Source organism: Pedobacter petrophilus (assembly GCF_009674725.1).
In the GTDB taxonomy this organism is placed as follows: Bacteria; Bacteroidota; Bacteroidia; order Sphingobacteriales; family Sphingobacteriaceae; genus Pedobacter; species Pedobacter petrophilus.
The window spans coordinates 41,168-59,731 of the sequence record NZ_WKKH01000009.1; the positions used below are offsets into that span (position 1 = coordinate 41,168).

The 18,564-nt window shown below is 38.6% G+C and carries 16 protein-coding genes; 11 read left to right on the plus strand and 5 right to left on the minus strand.

From position 1 onward, the window contains the following. Positions 1–22: 22 nt before the first annotated feature. Entirely contained in the window at positions 23–403 is a 381-nt protein-coding gene (locus tag GJU39_RS07830; RefSeq protein WP_154280232.1) for a hypothetical protein, read from the minus strand. A 109-nt stretch (positions 404–512) separates the two neighbouring features. Between GJU39_RS07830 and GJU39_RS07835 the strand changes: the two genes are divergently transcribed. The 4 genes from GJU39_RS07835 (at position 513) to GJU39_RS07850 (ending at position 3,913) form a co-directional block, all read left to right on the plus strand. Beyond that, a complete protein-coding gene (locus tag GJU39_RS07835; RefSeq protein WP_154280233.1) occupies positions 513–701 on the plus strand; it encodes a hypothetical protein in 189 nt (62 codons plus the stop codon). 108 nt (positions 702–809) lie between these two features. Continuing rightward, positions 810–1,601, plus strand: a complete 792-nt coding sequence (locus GJU39_RS07840; RefSeq protein ID WP_154280341.1) for a HipA family kinase — start codon at positions 810–812, stop codon at positions 1,599–1,601. Beyond that, positions 1,579–1,962: a DUF3037 domain-containing protein gene (locus GJU39_RS07845; protein ID WP_154280234.1), complete on the plus strand. Its 384-nt coding sequence runs from the start codon at positions 1,579–1,581 to the stop codon at positions 1,960–1,962. Before GJU39_RS07840 ends, GJU39_RS07845 begins: the two co-directional genes overlap by 23 nt. Before the next feature lie 37 nt (positions 1,963–1,999). Next, a complete protein-coding gene (locus GJU39_RS07850) occupies positions 2,000–3,913 on the plus strand; it encodes an AAA domain-containing protein (protein ID WP_154280235.1) in 1,914 nt (637 codons plus the stop codon). Between the two features lie 356 nt (positions 3,914–4,269). Here GJU39_RS07850 and topB read toward each other — a convergent pair whose 3' ends face one another. Beyond that, positions 4,270–6,123 (minus strand): DNA topoisomerase III, encoded by a 1,854-nt coding sequence (gene topB, locus GJU39_RS07855; RefSeq protein ID WP_154280236.1) that lies wholly within the window; start codon positions 6,121–6,123, stop codon positions 4,270–4,272. Between the two features lie 166 nt (positions 6,124–6,289). On the opposite strand from topB, the gene GJU39_RS07860 reads away from it, so the two are divergent. Beyond that, positions 6,290–6,730, plus strand: a complete 441-nt coding sequence (locus GJU39_RS07860) for a hypothetical protein (protein WP_154280237.1) — start codon at positions 6,290–6,292, stop codon at positions 6,728–6,730. Between the two features lie 44 nt (positions 6,731–6,774). Here the strand turns inward: GJU39_RS07860 and GJU39_RS07865 are convergent, their stop codons facing one another. Further along, positions 6,775–7,110, minus strand: coding sequence for a MerR family transcriptional regulator (locus GJU39_RS07865; RefSeq protein WP_154280238.1), 336 nt, complete (start codon positions 7,108–7,110; stop codon positions 6,775–6,777). Between the two features lie 116 nt (positions 7,111–7,226). Here GJU39_RS07865 and alaS point away from each other — a divergent pair, with 116 nt between their 5' ends. Both alaS and GJU39_RS07875 read left to right on the plus strand, forming a co-directional pair. Beyond that, positions 7,227–9,905, plus strand: coding sequence for an alanine--tRNA ligase (alaS, locus tag GJU39_RS07870; RefSeq protein ID WP_154280239.1), 2,679 nt, complete (start codon positions 7,227–7,229; stop codon positions 9,903–9,905). Positions 9,906–10,117: 212 nt separating this feature from the next. After that, positions 10,118–10,888 (plus strand): hypothetical protein, encoded by a 771-nt coding sequence (locus GJU39_RS07875; RefSeq protein ID WP_154280240.1) that lies wholly within the window; start codon positions 10,118–10,120, stop codon positions 10,886–10,888. Here GJU39_RS07875 and GJU39_RS07880 read toward each other — a convergent pair. Beyond that, on the minus strand, positions 10,885–12,096 hold the full coding sequence (locus GJU39_RS07880; RefSeq protein ID WP_154280241.1) for a TCR/Tet family MFS transporter: 1,212 nt from the start codon (positions 12,094–12,096) through the stop codon (positions 10,885–10,887). The genes GJU39_RS07875 and GJU39_RS07880 overlap by 4 nt on opposite strands. A gap of 210 nt (positions 12,097–12,306) precedes the next feature. Here GJU39_RS07880 and gyrA point away from each other — a divergent pair, with 210 nt between their 5' ends. The 3 genes from gyrA to GJU39_RS07895 all read left to right on the plus strand — a co-directional run bounded on the left by gyrA (position 12,307) and on the right by GJU39_RS07895 (position 17,271). Further along, positions 12,307–14,901, plus strand: a complete 2,595-nt coding sequence (gyrA, locus tag GJU39_RS07885) for a DNA gyrase subunit A (protein WP_154280242.1) — start codon at positions 12,307–12,309, stop codon at positions 14,899–14,901. Between the two features lie 32 nt (positions 14,902–14,933). Then, positions 14,934–16,019, plus strand: a complete 1,086-nt coding sequence (locus GJU39_RS07890; RefSeq protein WP_154280243.1) for a tetratricopeptide repeat protein — start codon at positions 14,934–14,936, stop codon at positions 16,017–16,019. 106 nt (positions 16,020–16,125) lie between these two features. Then, positions 16,126–17,271 carry a tetratricopeptide repeat protein gene (locus tag GJU39_RS07895; RefSeq protein WP_154280244.1) on the plus strand — a complete coding sequence of 382 codons (1,146 nt, stop codon included), beginning with the start codon at positions 16,126–16,128 and terminating at the stop codon, positions 17,269–17,271. 121 nt (positions 17,272–17,392) lie between these two features. On the opposite strand, the gene GJU39_RS07900 is transcribed toward GJU39_RS07895, so the two are convergent. Next, positions 17,393–17,887: a GNAT family N-acetyltransferase gene (locus tag GJU39_RS07900; protein ID WP_154280245.1), complete on the minus strand. Its 495-nt coding sequence runs from the start codon at positions 17,885–17,887 to the stop codon at positions 17,393–17,395. A 220-nt stretch (positions 17,888–18,107) separates the two neighbouring features. Here GJU39_RS07900 and GJU39_RS07905 point away from each other — a divergent pair, with 220 nt between their 5' ends. After that, positions 18,108–18,545: a hypothetical protein gene (locus GJU39_RS07905; RefSeq protein ID WP_154280246.1), complete on the plus strand. Its 438-nt coding sequence runs from the start codon at positions 18,108–18,110 to the stop codon at positions 18,543–18,545. Positions 18,546–18,564: the final 19 nt, after the last annotated feature.

Sequence of the window (18,564 nt, forward strand, 5' to 3'; positions counted from 1 at the left end):
TTCTCAATCAATAATCCGGCTTTTAATCTGCATGTAATTCAGATTCTTCTTTTGCCACCCTAATTTTTTCTTTTTTCAAATCAATCCGGATGATATTATATAAGCTCATGTAAACGTTGGCAATCCATACAATTGAAAAGAATGAGATAATATAACCCCGCCAATCCTGATAGAGGAGGGTATAATTGGTGATCAGCAGAATAATAATAGTTACATAATGACTGAAGCAATATTCACAGGTAAAAACGTAGAAAAATTTTCTTTTTACCAAACGTTCGCCGTGTTTTGATCGATCGACGCAAAATTCCCTTGCCTCCCTGAAAATTTCTTCTTTGGTAACCGTCCAGGCAATGCAGGCTACAGGAATGGCCAATATGAAAAGATAATAAATATGTGATTCCATAGAAAGGATAAATTGTTTCAGTAATAACCTTCTAGCCTTGCAAATGTTTAGCATACGACTAAACATTTTATGGGTTGAGCTGTTAGCTAAGTATTCAATTTAGAATATTATGGAAAGATCAGAAATAACAGACCTTCTGGAGATTATTAATCAGCAGGTAAGTTCTGCCATTTTGGGCGGAAGAGACGATGATTATGAAGAACTGGAAAGCATGGGTTTAATTATTATTCACCGGGAAGCGGTTCAGTGGTCAGCCTCGATCACACCTGCAGGTATTGCTTACCTTGGACACGACTAAAGCAAAAAGGCTGACAATCTTTAACCTGATTATTGATTTAATCTGTTAAATTTGCCGCAAGTCTGGAATGAGCATAATTTCAAATTATATGCCATTCCGGTTACACTTATGGACGATTTGCAACTCAGAACCGTTAACGTTACCCGATATGTTACGCCTTTACGCGAAGGTGGCTCGATGCCAGCCATCGCTGAAGCGGATGATGGTTTTTTATATGTTTTAAAGTTTCGCGGTGCAGGACAAGGTCCGCGGGCATTAATTGCTGAATTAATTGGCGGTGAAATTGCCCGGATATTAGGCTTGCGCGCACCAGAACTGGTTTTTGCCAGTTTAGATGAGGCTTTCGGCAGAACCGAACCTGATGAAGAAATTCAGGATCTTTTGAAAGCAAGTGTAGGTCTGAACCTGGCATTACATTACCTCTCGGGAGCGATCACTTTCGATGCAACCGTAACAACAGTAGATCCTAAACTTGCATCTCAGATTGTATGGTTAGATTGTTTTTTAACCAATATGGATCGTACCTGCCGGAACACCAACATGTTGGTTTGGCATAAAGAATTGTGGCTGATTGATCATGGTGCCGCATTATATTTTCACCACTCCTGGCAAAATTGGGAAGAACAGGCCATTCGTCCTTTCAGCTTAGTAAAAGATCATGTACTACTCCCTTGGGCATCAGAACTTGAACTGGCAGACCAGGAATTTCGTTCGATACTAAATATCGAAAAAATTAATGCCGTAATTGATTTAATCCCGGATGGTTGGCTGGAGGGAGAAACAAGCTTCCCAACAAAGGAAGCGCACCGGAAAGCTTATGCTTATTTCCTGGAAACCAGACTCAACCATTCTCATATATTTTTAAAAGAAGCACAGCATGCAAGAGAAATACTTATTTGAGTACGCTGTGATTCGTGTAATGCCGAGGGTAGAACGCGAAGAGTTTATTAACGTTGGTATCATTTTATTTTGCGCGAAGAAAAAGTTCCTGAATAGTGTGTTCTTTTTGAATGAAAAAAAGATAAAAGCCTTCTGTTCCGAAATAGGTCTGGATGATTTAACCGCAAATCTAAACGCTTTTCAAAGAATAAGTTTAGGGGCAAAAGGCTCTGGCGCAATCGGCGAATATGATCAGGCATCAAGATTCAGGTGGCTCACAGCAACCAGAAGTACAGTGGTACAATGCTCCAAAGTTCATCCTGGGTTTTGCACAGATGCACAACAAACCATGATGAGACTTCACCACGAACTCGTTTTATAAGAATTAAAATAACAAGTTAACGCCTAATCGAATTCAATTGTCAAAAGAATACTTTAAAAATCTTCAGGATTTGCTCGATGTGGAGCGTGAAGAAGATTTACAGTCTTATCTCAAGCTTACCTTAAATACTTCTGCAGCAGATCGGAGAGCATTAGGTTTAACCTGGTACCCAATAGCGATCAGAAATACCGAAATTGGCAGGGGCGATTACCTGAGTATAGAATTAGAGCGAACCACCCATCAGGATTTTTCACATCAGTTCAGGTTCGGTTCTGCAGTGGTTTTATTTTCAAATCACGATCCAAAGGTAGATAAGATCGAAGGAATCATCACCCACCAGAGTTCCAGTAAAATGAAAGTAAGCCTTCGGATAGATGAATTACCGGATTGGACTAGAGATGGGAAATTGGGGGTAGATCTATTGTTTGATAACAATAGCTACGATGAAATGCAGCATGCACTTAAGCTGGCCTCAAATCTTTCTGATCAGGTTCCGGAAAATAAATTGATTAAAGTTCTGACCAGTGAGGAAAAGCCTTCCTTTCAAAATGTTGAGAAATTTTTAATACCGAATCTGCTCAATGAATCTCAAAAGCTTGCGGTAAATAAAATTGTTTCGGCAGATCACCTGGCTATTATTCACGGCCCGCCGGGAACCGGTAAAACAACAACAATTGTACAAGCCATAAAATCGTTACTGAAGCACCATGATCAAAAGATTTTGGTGGTGGCCCCAAGCAATACTGCAGTCGATTTATTGACTGAAAAATTTGCCATTGAAGGTTTAAATGTAATTCGGGTGGGTCACCCGGCACGTGTTTCCGAGAAATTGCTGTCTGCGACGCTGGATCATAAAATGGCAGATCATCCGGAGATGAAAACGATCAAGGCTTTAAAGAAACAAGCGAATGAGTTCAAAAATATGGCTCATAAATATAAGCGAAGTTTTGGAAAAGCGGAGCGTGACCAGCGTAAAGCACTATTTGATGAAGCCCACAAGATTGGGAAAGAAATAGAAAAGACAGAATCTTACATCATGGATAGTCTGTTTAATAAAGCACAAATTATTACCGCAACCCTGGTAGGCGCCAACCACCACACTGTTCGGAATCTAAAATACCATACGGTTGTAATTGATGAAGCCGGACAAGCCTTGGAGCCCGCCTGCTGGATTCCAATTTTAAAGGCTCAAAAAGTGGTCCTTGCGGGAGATCATCTGCAGTTATCACCCACAATAAAATCGATGGTTGCAGCTAAAAATGGCTTAAGTAACACCTTGTTAGAAAAGCTCGTACACCTTCATCCTGAATCTGTTGTGTTATTAAATGAACAATACAGAATGAATAAAAGCATTATGGGATATTCTGCTAATGTCTTTTATGATAACAAATTAATTGCACATCAATCTGTGGCAAACCAGCTGCTTTTTGATGGTGATGAACCGATTAACTTTATCGATACTGCAGGCTGTAGCTATGATGAAAAGCTAGATGGTACCAGCACCACCAATCCGGAAGAGGCTGCATTTTTAATCCGGCATCTGGTTGGCCTGGTTACCACGTTAGAGACGATCTATACTCCCGAAAATTTTCCTACAATTGCCGTTATCTCTCCTTATAAGCAACAGATCCAGATTTTAAAAGCATTGGTTTTAGAAGAAGAAATTTTAGCTAAGTATCAGCGTAAAATTGCCGTAAATACTATAGATAGTTTTCAGGGGCAGGAGAGAGATGTGGTATATATTAGCTTGACAAGAAGCAATTCTGATGGAAATATAGGGTTTTTAGCAGACACCCGACGGATGAATGTTGCCATGACGAGGGCGAAAAAGAAACTGGTTGTTATCGGCGACAGTTCGACACTCTCTAAAGCTAAATTTTATGCTGATTTTATTGGTTATGCAGAAAATCTAAATGCTTACCATAGCGCATGGGAATATATTGATAACTAGATGACCAGTAAACGGATGATTTGCCTTCCTTGGTTTATGTTAGAGATTAAGAATAATTTTAATAAATCAAAGTCTGAAAATTTTAATTGCAGATGACAGCGACCTTTTGCGAATTTTAATTAAAGGTTTTCTTCGTAAATTTATATGTTCCCCCGAGATTTCTGAAACTCACAATTTACCTGAAACCTTTGATCTTCAGGCTAAAGAGCATTTCGATTTTAGTATTAGACATCAATATGCCTAAACGAGATAGCAATCCAAGTACAGTAAAAGAAATTTTGGCTATGCAGGATAATCTCAAGATCTGTGTGTTTTCCGGCAAAGACGGGAATATTTCTTCGTCTTTATAAGATTTGTTAGCCAATAACTTCTAATTTATTTTCTTCAAGCTTTCCGGAAATTGTTGCGCCGGCAATCAGCAATTCGTTGGTAATCATTTTGGTATATTCTGTAATTTCTGATTTGAAATCTTTAACAGAAGATCCTGATCTGATTTCCTCTAACCTTTTCTCCCACTGACCAGTAAGTTCAGCTTGTGCAATTTGTTTATCTTTAACTACCTCGTAAACCGCAAGTCCTTTATTTGTCGGCACTAAATTTCGTTTCTCCCGAGTAATATATGTTCGCGTAATCAATGTTTCAATGATAGATGCCCGTGTTGCTGGCGTTCCTAATCCACTGTCTTTCATTGCGTAACGGAGCTCCTCATCTTCAATCTCTTTACCACAAGTTTCCAGTGCTTTAAGAAGTGAAGCTTCATTGTACATCGGCTTTGGCTTGGTTTGCTTTTCTAATAAGGATTTCTCCGTAATGGGCAATTGCTCACCCACAGCCACCTTTGGCAAAGCAGCATTATCTTCATCTTTTTTCTCTTCATCAGATTCATTAAAGACAGCGCGCCATCCGGCAGAACGGATCACTGTTCCATTGGCCTGGAAAGTTAAGCCCGATTGAATAGTTATTTTGGTAACCTCTTTTAAACATTCCTGATGAAAAGCTTCAATCATTCGGCCAACCACCATATCGTAAATGGCTTGTCTATCGCTGCTTAAACCATAAGCTTCTTCGCCGGTAGGCAAAACAGCATGGTGATCTGTCACTTTTTTTGCGTTCACACTCCGTTTATTGAGCTTAATGGTTTGCAAAAACTGCGCCTGCCTGCCAAAATCAGGATGTTTGGTAAACTTTGATATCAGGTCTGGGACACCTGCAAAAACATCATCTCCGATATACCTGGAGCCTGTACGGGGATAAGAAACCAGTTTGCTCTCATATAAATTCTGCAGAATTCCCAAAGTTTGATCAGCGGTATATCCCTTCTTTTTGTTTGCCTCCTGTTGCAAGCTACTCAAGTCGTGCAGCAGCGGAGGCGGTTCTTTTCTTGGCTTGGCTTCCACAGCAGTAATGTTTCCACCCGTCGGAAAGCCAGAAGAAACGTCCTCAACAAGGGCAAATAGTTTTTCTGCCTCTTCTTTATATTTATAATTAGTGGTGGATACGGCCTTAAATACTTGTTCATCTTTTATCAAAAGAATGCTAAGCTGGTAATAGGTCTGCGGAACGAAGTTTTTAATTTCTAGAAACCTGGCACAAATCATGGCCAGGGTAGGTGTTTGCACCCGGCCTAAAGATAAAACGGTTCTGTTGCCTGCTGAGATACTTAGGGCCTGAGTAGCATTCATTCCCACCAGCCAATCTGATTCTGAGCGGCAATGTGCAGAATTAAAAAGCGTATCATAATCCGTTCCGGGTTTTAAATTTCGAAATCCATCTTTTATTGCCTCATCGGTTTGAGAGGAAATCCAAAGCCTTTTAAACGGTTTTTTGCATTTTAAAAAATAGTAAATGTAGCGGAAAATCAATTCACCTTCGCGCCCTGCATCCGTTGCTACGATGATTTCAGTAGCCTCATCGAAAAGCTTCTTGATGGTGTCCAGTTGTTTGCGTACAGCCGGATCTTCTACAAAACCATCTTTCGTTTTAATTTTACGGATAGCGAGTTTAAACTTGGCGGGTAGCATGGGCAAATGTTGCCTTCTCCAGCCAATAAAGCCATAATCCTGAGGCGGAGCCAATTGTAACAAATGCCCAAATGCCCAGGTAAATGAATAACCTTTACCTTCAATGTATCCGTCTTTTCTGGTAGTCGCCCCAAAAACTTTGGCAAGTTCACGACCAACAGAGGGCTTTTCTGCAATTACAATCTTCATGAATCTGGCTTGTCTTTCAAAGTTCAAAGATCGCGAAAATAACTCATGAAGGCCCTAATTTTTTACTCACACTATAAACGCTTGTGCGTTAAACATTTTGCAGGGTCTGCTGTTAGCTCATGATAAAATCAGTAACAATTGCAGACAGCTGAGGTCTAAAAAATTAATGGAGAAAATTTACAATCTTGCAAATAGTGAAGTGAAAGTAGGGCTGGAACCCAAACTGGTGCGGGTATATAGCGATACTGCACTTTGGACTTTCCTGAAAACTGATGCCGGAAAAAGATTTGAATTGTTGGCTGAAACCATCAAATATGATTATGCTACTACCTTTGGAAACGAACTTAAGATCACCAATGATTCACTAATTGTAGAGATTCTCGTTCATGTCTATTGCGATTACTTAGGCTTGCGTTTCAATCGCATAGTGAAGATTAAATTTATTCAGAACATCGTAAACAAGCTGCTGGAACGTGCAGAGGTAGTGGATTGCGGCGAGCGTGGCGTAGATGGAAACCGATGGGTGTGGGATTTCTTAGCCAGGTACAAAATGATATTTTTTCGCATTCTTCCAAAGAATTTAAACGTAAGAAAGCTTAAAACCTAGCGCCTGATTAAGGCTAGAAACCTGCCATTTACTAACGAATATTGTTATAGTTCCTTGGCCAGATTAACCAGAAAGCCTTTCAGCTTTTCTAAAGAATCGATAATCTTTTGGTTTTCCTTCACATCAGATTTATTATGCTTCAGGTGTTCTTTGGCGCCTTTTAAGGTAAAGCCTTTTTCATCTACTAAATTGAAGATGATCTTAAGATTTTCAATGTCTTCCGGAGTAAAAAGCCTGTTGCCTTTTTTGTTTTTCTTCGGTTGAAGAATGTCGAATTCCTTTTCGTAAAATCGGATTTGAGATGCGTTTACTTTAAACATTTCAGTCACTTCGCCCATAGTGTAATACATTTTATTAATGTCTCTTTCTTTGTACGGCATAACTTGTGCTTGATTATTAGGGTTTTACATCGATTAATTAAAGTATTCAAATGTAGCTTGATTTTTCCTGATTAACGCAATAAAATTTTAATTTTGTTCCTCCAAGATTTACAATAATGACAGCTAAAGAAATAAGACAAGCATTCCTGAATTTTTTCGAACAAAAACAACATCACCTGGTTGCTTCGGCCCCGATTGTAGTTAAGAACGATCCAACGTTGATGTTTACCAACGCAGGAATGAACCAGTTTAAGGATTTGTTTTTAGGAGAAGCCGCCATTAAATACGCAAGAGTTGCAGATACCCAACGGTGTTTACGCGTTTCTGGAAAGCACAATGACTTAGAAGAAGTAGGGATTGATACTTATCACCACACCATGTTCGAAATGCTGGGAAACTGGAGTTTTGGAGATTATTTTAAGAAAGATGCCATTGCCTGGAGTTGGGAATTATTGACAGAAGTTTATAAAATTCCAAAGGAAAAACTTTATGTAACCTATTTTGAAGGTGATGAGAAAGAAGGTTTGGCAAAAGATCAGGAAGCTTATGATCTTTGGAAACAATATGTTGATGAAAGTCATATTTTACCCGGAAACAAGAAGGATAATTTTTGGGAAATGGGCGAAACTGGTCCCTGCGGACCTTGCTCAGAAATCCATGTAGATTGCCGTACGGATGAAGAAAAAGCATCAGTTGATGGCGCTACCCTGGTAAATGCAGATCACCCTCAGGTAATAGAAATCTGGAACAATGTATTTATGCAATTTAACCGTTTAAAAGATGGTTCACTGCAAACATTACCCGCTAAACATGTAGATACCGGAATGGGTTTCGAACGTTTGGTACGTATTTTACAAGAAAAAACTTCCAATTACGATACAGATGTTTTCCAGCCGATGATTCAGTTTATTGCTGAAAAATCCGGAATTGTATATGGTACAAATGAAAAAACGGATATTGCCATGCGGGTAATGGCAGATCACATCCGGGCAATTTCATTTGTAATTGCTGATGGTCAGTTGCCATCAAATAATAAGGCAGGTTATGTGATCAGAAGGATTTTACGCCGTGCTGTACGTTATGCCTATACTTTCCTTAACTTTAAAGAACCATTTTTAAATCAATTGGTTCCTTTATTAGCTGAACAATTTAAAGGTGTTTTTGATGAATTGGTTGCACAACAGGATTTTGTTCAAAAAGTGGTTTTAGAAGAGGAAGTTTCGTTTCTAAGAACCTTAGAAAAAGGCATAAATCTATTTAATAATCATATAAATAGTGATTCGGATCAAGAGGATGGTCTTGCTGTAAATGCTATTGAACAAGATGGGCAGTTAAGGGATAGAACGATAACAGGAAGGTTTGCGTTTTTACTATCTGATACTTTCGGCTTTCCAATAGATTTAACAGAACTCATGGCCCGGGAGAAAGGCTGGTCAGTTGATTTGGAAGCTTACGAGCAAGCGCTTAAAAAACAAAAAGATGACAGCCGTGCCGCTACAGCCATTGATACCAGCGACTGGATTATCATAAACGCTGACGATCAAAGTGAATTTGTAGGTTATGACGATTTAGAAATTGAAACGGAAATTTTAAAATACCGTAAAGTAAAAGCTAAAGGAAAAGAGCAATATCAAATTGTTTTACGCCAAACGCCATTTTATGCGGAGAGCGGTGGCCAGGTGGGAGATACCGGGCGACTGGAAGATCATAGTCGCCAGTTTTGGGTAGACATTACAGATACTAAAAAAGAAAATGGCCTTACAGTCCACTTCACAGATCTTCTTCCCGATAATCTGGAAGGGAAATTCTGGGCGGTTGTAGATGAAGATAAACGGATCCTAACGGAAGATAATCACTCGGCTACGCACTTATTGCACGCTGCGCTTAAACAAGTATTAGGTCAGCATGTAAACCAGAAAGGTTCTTTGGTAAATGCTGATTACCTGCGTTTCGATTTTTCACATTTCTCGAAAGTTACTGATGAAGAACTGGCTCAGGTAGAAGTAATTGTCAACCAGAAGATCAGAGAAAATATTAAGTTAAAAGAACAAAGAAATGTACCTTATCAGGATGCGATTCAAAGTGGCGTAACTGCTTTGTTTGGCGAAAAATATGGTGATTTTGTTCGGATGATTACTTTTGATGACCATTTCTCGAAAGAACTTTGTGGCGGTACACACGTAAAAGCAACCGGACAAATCGGATCATTTAAAATTGTTGCTGAAAGCGCAGTGGCAGCAGGCGTTCGCAGGATTGAGGCCATTACCGCAGATAAAGCTGAACAATACTTTTTAGATCAGCGCAGAGAGTTGGGTCACTTAAAAGCACTTCTAAATGGTTCAAAAGATCTTTCGGCATCGGTTCAGGCATTACTTGATGAAAATGCCAAACTGAAAAAGGAAATTGAAAAAACAACTTTAGAGCGTGTAGGTAATTTAAAAAATGAGATTGTTCACCATGTAAGGGGAATAAATGGTGTGAACTTAATTGCCAAACATATTGATTTACAAAATGCTGATGCTGTTAAAAACCTGGCTTTTTCATTAAAAGATATAGTCGATAACCTTTTTCTGGTGTTCACCACCGAAATTGAGGGTAAACCGGGGATAACGGTTATGTTATCGGAAGAGCTGATAAAGAAAGGCATGAATGCCTCTAACATTGTCCGGGAGCTGGGTAAAGAAATTCAGGGCGGAGGCGGTGGTCAGCCATTTTATGCAACTGCCGGCGGTAAAAATCCTGCTGGTTTGGGCAAGGTGCTGGAGAAAGCGGAAAGTTTCATCCCGCAAGGGTAAAATATATTGCTGTATCGGGTATTTGAGTCGATACAATACCCGATGATTATGAACTAAATCCCCATGCAAAACTTGTTTGGGGATTTTTCATCAACACGATTCTGTTATTCGGCCAACAAAGCCTGACGAATCAATTACAAAATCTGTTGCAATTCAGATTTTAAGAAAATAATTACATTGCACCGTTAACACTCATTACCAACTATTTTCAAATGGGCACTGGATTTTCGCTATTCTTATTCTTGATTGCCATCAAACTAATGAACCAATACTTGGATAAGGACATTGCCCAGCCCGCGGTTTTAAATAATCCAAATCTTGGTGAAAATAAGCTTATCAGTTATTTTCCAGTGGTTTTTCACCTCACCATCATTGCGTTGATTTTGCTTTCTTGTTTTATACCGGGAATTATGAGCGGATCACGTATCAACTTACTGATTTCAGATGGAATTTTCCAGTTTGTTAGCACGATGTTAATCTATATCATCAGTCTGATTAATCCGTTTGTATCTTTTTCCACAGAAATGAGAAAAAAGATCATTGATAGCGCAGGAGAACAGGATTTTAATTGGCTGAATTGGTTGTTGAGAAATAAGAACTGGCAGCTGTTGAAGACCTTAGCCTGTATTGTAATTGTAGGCTATTGTATATACAACGGTTATCTTGTTATTCCGGATTTGAATCAGGGCATACTTTCAGGAATTACCGTTGTGCTGATTTTATTTTTCATAATCGGCAATATGGTTCAATTGATTAAAGATCCGGTATTATTCAAGCAAAAAATATTATTCCGCTTATCTATACTTTACCGGTCTTTTAAATTGGTCTTCATCATTTCAATATTTTTGCTAGTCGCTATTTATATTATGATAGCTACCTTAAAGATAAATCAAGATCAAAGAGTTTTGACTATGGGAAGCATCCTGTTGGTTTATAACGTTGTTATGGCTTATAATGAATTCAAAATTCTCCAAGCTAGCTAGTGATATTTCCGCAGTGCACGAATAGCGATGAACAACCCGATTAAAGTTAAGATTGCACTTAAAATAAATGGTGCGCCCGGGAAATACATTGGTGTTCCATCCTGAATGAAATATACAAAAATATGGCTCGCCACCCAGGGCCCTATAATGGCGGCTAAACTCTGTAGACTCGTCGTAATTCCCTGGATTTCTCCCTGTGCATTTTCAGGCACCTGATTAGAAATAATACTCTGCATTGCAGGTCCGCCGATTCCAGCCAGGCAATAGGGAATAATAAATAGCATCATCATTGTTCCGTTTTTTGCAAATGCAAAACACACAAAACCGATAACATAAAGCATCAGTCCGAAATAGATGGCCTTTCTGTTTCCAATCTTCGGAATAATGAAGCGAATTAAACCACCTTGTACAATAGCTACCATTAAACCCACCACACCAAGCGAGTAGCCAATCATGGTGGCATCCCACTTAAATTTTTCAATAACATAATAAGACCAGTTAGATTGAACCGAGTGGCTGGCGATATAAAGAAGGAGTAAAGTAGCTAACAGACCTAAGATTGCAGGATATTTCGATGCGTTTAAAAATGATCCAACCGGGTTTGCCCGCTTCCAGGAGAAACTTCTTCGCCGCTCTTTGGGTAAAGATTCGGGTAAAATAAAATAACCATACAGCCAGTTAACCAAAGCCAGGCCGGCAGAAATCATAAAGGGAACCCGAAGTCCATAAGTGCTGAATAAACCGCCAATTACCGGCCCGAGAATAAAACCGACACCAAAGGCCGCGCCAACTAAGCCGAAGTTTTGCGCTTTCTTTTCCGGCGCTGAGATATCGGCAATGTACGCCATGGCGGTGGTGAAACTTGCACCTGTAATTCCGGCAATAATACGGCCGACAAAAAGCCATAAGATGCTGGGTGCAAAAGAAAGGAAAATATAGTCTATCCCAAGTCCGAATAAGGAGAAAAGTAGAATAGGCCGCCTTCCGTACTGATCGCTCAGCCCACCCATAATTGGCGAAAATAAAAACTGTGCCAGGGCAAATGCAACCATCAGATAGCCACCATAATCTGCAGCCACACTCAGACTGCCTCCTGTAAATTCCTGAATGAGTTTGGGTAAAACCGGGATGATGATCCCGAATCCGGTGAAATCGATCAGGAGTGTAATCATGATGAAAACCATCGCAGATTGTTTTTGCTTAGCCATTGTGTATTCGCGTTTAATACAAAAATAGGATTATAATTAAAAAATGATTTAAATAAGGCTGTAAGAACTTAAAAAAAATATGACACCTAAAAACACTTATCCATGTCCAAAACTTTTCCACAATGCCTTATTTCGGCATATTTTTGCTAAATTCGCAAGGTTATAACAATACCTTTTTTAAATATCGTTTTCGATAACGAATAATAACTTATGGCAGAAGATTTAGAAAATCAACAAAACGACAAAATCATCCAAATTAATATAGAGGAGCAGATGAAATCGGCCTACATTGACTATTCAATGTCGGTAATCGTATCCAGGGCTTTGCCTGATGTACGTGATGGATTGAAACCGGTTCACCGCCGTGTTTTATATGGTATGCTTGATCTGGGCGTAACGAGTAATAAACCACATAAAAAATCTGCCCGTATTGTAGGTGAGGTATTGGGTAAGTATCACCCGCATGGTGATGCATCCGTATATTTTACCATGGTACGTATGGCTCAGGACTGGAGTTTACGTTACCCGATGGTAGATGGCCAGGGAAACTTTGGTCACATTGATGGTGATTCGCCGGCTGCAATGCGTTATACGGAAGCACGTTTCTCTAAAATTGCAGAGGAAATGCTTGCCGATATCAATAAAGATACTGTAGATTTTCAGTTAAACTTTGATGATACCTTACAGGAACCAACGGTTTTACCTGCAAAAATTCCTAACCTTTTGGTTAACGGTTCATCTGGTATTGCGGTAGGTATGGCAACCAATATGGCGCCACATAACTTAACCGAATGTATTGATGGTATTGTAAACTATATCGATAACAGAGACATTACCATTGAGGAGTTAATGAAGTTTGTAAAAGCTCCGGATTTCCCTACAGGTGGTATTATTTATGGCTATACCGGCGTTAAAGAAGCTTTCGAAACAGGTCGTGGACGTATCGTAATGCGTGCAAAAGCAGAAATTGAAAGTATTAAAGACCGCGAGGTAATCATCGTTACAGAAATTCCTTACCAGGTGAATAAAGCCATGATGATTGAGCGTACTGCTGAATTAGTTGGCGAGAAAAAGCTGGAAGGAATCTCAAACATTAAAGATGAATCCAACAAGGATGGTATCCGCATCGTTTATGAAATTAAACGTGATGCAAATGCCTCTATCGTTCTAAACAACCTATATAAGTATACGGCGTTACAAACTTCATTCAGTGTAAATAACATTGCATTGGTAAAAGGTCGTCCGCAAATGCTAAATCTCAAAGATTTAATTGTGCATTTTGTAGACCACAGGCATGATGTAGTGATTCGCCGTACCAAGTATGAATTAGCAGAAGCAGAGAAACGTGCACACATTTTAGAAGGTTACTTAATTGCATTAGATCATTTAGATGAAGTAATTAAGTTAATCCGTGCCTCAGAAACGCCGGAAGAAGCTCGTTTGGGCTTGATGGAAAAATTCGGCTTAAGCGATCTTCAGGCTCGTGCTATCCTGGATATGACACTTCGTCGTTTAACAGGACTAGAGCGTGATAAAATTAAAGAAGAGTACGCAGAGCTGATGAAAACCATCGAATACTTAAAATCTATTCTTGATGATGAAGGCTTGCGGATGCAGATCATCAAAGATGAGTTGGCAGATATTCAGCAGAAATTTGGCGATGAGCGCAGAACAACTATTGTTCACTCAGCTGAAGACATGAGCATGGAAGATTTCATTGATGATGAAGAAGTGGTTATTACCATTTCCCATGAAGGATACGTTAAACGTACACCGGCAACAGAATTCAGGGCACAGGGCAGAGGTGGAAAAGGATCAAAAGGCAGTACTTCTAGAAATGAAGATTTTATAGAGCACATGCTGGTAGCCACAAACCACAATTACATGTTGTTCTTTACCGAAGCCGGAAGATGTTTCTGGTTGAGGGTTTACGAAATTCCGGAAGGTTCCCGTACCAGTAAAGGAAGGGCGATTCAAAACATCATCAATATCCCGAAAGACGAGAAAATTAAGGCATACATCAAAGTTAAAAACCTTAAAGATCAGGAATACCTGGAGAACAATTTCATCATTATGTGTACTAAAAAAGGTACCATTAAGAAAACTTCTCTTGAGTCTTATTCACGTCCGCGTGTTAATGGTATTAATGCGATTAACATTAATGATGGAGATGTGTTGTTAGAAGCCTGTTTAACCAACGGACAAAGTGAAATTGTGATGGCATTGCGTTCTGGAAGGGCTATTCGCTTTAACGAAAGTACCGTTCGTCCAATGGGAAGAACAGCTACCGGCGTACGTGGTGTGAGGCTTGCACACGATAAAGATGAAGTTGTTGGCATGATTGCTGTAAACAATCCGGAGGTTACGGTGTTAGTAGTATCAGAAAAAGGATACGGAAAACGGACGGACATTGAAGATTACCGCGTAACAAACCGTGGTGGTAAAGGTGTAAAAACCATCAATGTTACGGAGAAAACCGGACAATTAGTATCGATTAAAGACGTTACAGATGGTGAGGATCTGATGATCATTAACCGTTCGGGAATTGTAATTAGAATTCCTGTTTCAGCTTTAAGGGTGATGGGACGTGCAACTCAGGGTGTTCGTTTAATTTCGCTGAAAGGTGATGACGAAATTGCATCGGTTACCAAGATTGATCACGAAGAAGATGAAGAAGAAACTGTTGATCTGGAAGATGTTTTAGTAGTAGATGGTGAGGAATTAGAAGCTGACCCCGCTGCTGAAGCAGAAGAAACTGAAGACGACGAAGAAGAAGGTGAAGCTGATCAGCGAACAGAAGAATAAAATTAACTAAAATAAAAATTAGAATAAAAATTATGAAAAGAGTATTTCTAGGTATAATTTTGGCAGGAGCAGCAAGCTCTGCGTTTGCTCAGAAAAGTGAAGTTAATGAAGCAAAAAAAGCATGGGGAATTTTCCAGTTAACTACACAAGGTGCAACACCTTTAGATAAAAAGTTAGAATCTGTTAAAACGGGTTTGGCTCATACTGATAAGGCTATTGCTGATGAGAAATCTAAAGTAATGCCTGAAGCCTGGACTTACCGTGCATTATTTGCTTCTTCTGCTGCTATTTTAGATACAGTGAACGTAGCAAACGCTGATGCAAACTTAAAAATTGCTCAGGATGCCCTTGTTGAAGCTAAGAAATTAGATGCTAAAGGCGCAGAAAAAGAAAACATCACTTTGGCTGAAACCAACATTTCCAACGCAGTTAGAAATGCAGGGGTAATGGCTTACAATAAGAAGGATTATAAAACAGCCTATACAAAATTTGTTCAGGCTACAGTCATTAACCCAACTGATACTGCCATGTATTTAAATGCAGGTATTGCAGCCAGAAACGTGGAAGATTATCCTGGAATGATTCAGCAGTTTAAGAAAGTAATTTCTTTAAACTCGCCACAATCTAAAGATTTGTATAACGAATTGGTTGATGTAACTTTAAGAAAGCAAAAAGATACTACTGCTGCTTTAGCCATTATTGCCGAAGCGGTTGCTAAATATCCGGATAACGCCGAATTAATTAAAACTGAAACTCAGATCTATATTGATAGAGGCGATGTTGCAAAATCAGAGCAAATGTTAAACGCTTTAGCTACTAAAGAGCCTACAAATCCTAATTATCAGGTATTATTGGGCAACATTTATTTCTCACAAGCTTTGAAAATTCAGGCAGATAGAAATAAAGTTGATCAGAAAAAAGTTAAAGAATTTAATGCGTTAACTGTAAAAATGAATGGTTTACTAGATAAATCTCTTCCTTTTTACAAAAAAGCTTTAGAAATTGACGGCAAAAATGTTGGTGCATTAGAAACGCTAAAAACCATTTATGCTTTCAGAAACGATACAAAAAGCTATAATGAGGTTAAGGCTAAGCTAGATGCCTTACCTAAGCAGTAATTAAGTGCTAAAATTTAAAAAAGAGTCCTGATTTTATCAGGACTCTTTTTTTTTACTTATTTTTACCCCGTTAGTATTTTTGCCCATCATCACAGATAGATCTATTATGCAAAAAGGTTTTAAGCTATTAATAGCACTTTTGATTTCCACTTCATTAAATTCCTTCGCTCAAAAAAGTCAGATTTTAATTGCCCGCAACTCGGTAGGGAAACTTCAGGCGTCAATAGCCAATAAGGAAGACGAAAAGAAACAACTGGCTATTATTACGGAAGGTTTAAAAGCCATTGAATCAGCAGAAAAGGATAATAAAACCAAGAATTGGGCAGAAACCTGGTCTCTTAAATCGTACCTGACTTCTTATGCATCGCTAATAGATACAGATGCAGCAAATTCAGACAAATTCTACGAAGCAGCAAATACAGCCATTAAACAGGCGAGGGGCCTGGATAAATATGAAGACAACTCCGGTCTGATTAAAGCATCGAACCATAATATTTTAATTAAAAAACAGGAGAGGGGCAACGCCTCATTTTTCAATAATGAGTTCAATGAAGCTTATGAAGATTTAAAGGAAGTAAGTGATAGTTTCCCTGCAGATACCACACTAGCTTTAAATACAGGGATTTGCGCTTTGAATATTCAGAATTACGACGAGTCCATTTCATATTTTAAGAGAGCAAAAGATAATGGCATCCATAATGCCTCGATGTTTCAAAAGCTTTCACAGCTTTACAGTGCAAAATACGATTATGAAACCGCGATCAAAACGCTTGAAGAAGGTTTGTTAAAAAATCCATTCAATAAAAATCTGACGAACGACTATATCAATTTGCTTTTAGATACTGAGAACTACGTGAAAGCGACAAGTTTGATTGAGGGAAATTTAAAAGTTGAAAAAGGAAATAAACTGTTGTATTTTCTATATGGGTATCTACAGCAAGCTGGCGGAAACAATCCGACAGCCATTTTAGCGTATGATAAAGCGCTTGCAACCGATCAGAATTATTTTGATGCCTTGTACCAGCTTAGTCTGGCGTACATTAATACGGCGAATGAGACTTTGCAGAAAAACGATGCTGAAAAGGTTTCCAACTACAGCTCATTAATTAATCGTGCACAGCTTGCCTTACAACGTGCAAATGAAATAAATCCTAATGATAAAAAAACAGTTCAGCTGTTGCTGGATATCTATTCCCGTAAAAAAGCAACAGACAAGGTTCAGGAACTAAATCGAAGACTTCAGGAGTTATAGTATTTTTATATGAAATCGAAAGAGGATAGAATATAGAAACACCAACTTAACATAATATTAATTATAAGACAATTATTGATTTAGTATTTTATGGGTTAGTTTGACCGAATTGAACTCATTTTCATGAATTGAAAACAAACTCGATTTCGTCATTTAAGCATTCTGCAGTTTGAACAAATCCGAGCCGTTTAAGCAGATTAATTGTTTTAGTATTTTGTTTCGTTGTAATCGCGATAACTTTAGCCAATCCGATTTCGTTAATTCCATACTCAATAGCGAGTTTCATTGCAGCTGTCATGAAACCTTGTCCACGGAATTTGCTTTTAAGTACACAACCAAGTTCCCCAATACCTTTTTCAAATCCCCGGTAATAACCAACTGTTCCCACGATTTCATTGGTTTGTTTATCTGCAATGCCCCAATGAATTGATGAACCATTTAGATAATCCAAATCGATTCTTGCCTGCATTTTCGCCGCATCATCAATAGTTAAAGCCGGTTGGGCATCATAGAATGATATTTCCATGATGTCTTCTAAGTCTTCAGATTCAATTTTTCGTAATACAATGGATTCTGCAAAAATTTCCGGAAATTTATCGTATGGAGGTAATTGCATCAATTTTATTAATTAGATCTTATTTTAAGCTTTAATTTCTTCTTCGAAAATCTTAAATGTAGTAATTATTCGATTAACTGCTTTTATTTTGTATTGTCAAAAGCTTTAATTTATTTATTACAAAAAGACTATAGTATAGTTTTATTAATACTTTAATAATCCTGAATTAATAAAATAAACATTTTTTTTCGTGATCTTTATGGTACTAAAACCATTTATTATGAAAAAGATCATTTCAATTTGCATGCTGGTATTATGCGTTGTTTCATTAACAACTTATGCTGCACCAGAAGTTCCTTACGCGGTTAAGGGAAAACAAACTCCTGTAACTACGTACAATGTGCGTTTAGGTTACCGAAATCTTGATGGCAGTGTAACTACCTCCGTATCTACAGACTCACCAGGGTTCACCGCTTATAACCAGGAAAGCGGTGATGATTATTATTGTGAAAATGGACCATCGTCTCCCGGAATATTTTTGCCTTATCAACTACCAGGCACCATTACTGGTTTACCTGCAGGCACCTATGAGTTTACTGCAGAACGAGGTCAGGGCAACTGGACTGGTTACGGTTCAATCACCGTGACATTATCACCGGAAATGATTGGAGCTGACGGGTATATCACCGTATATGTTCCAATCGCATGGGCTGAATAATTTTTTATTAAATAGTCCT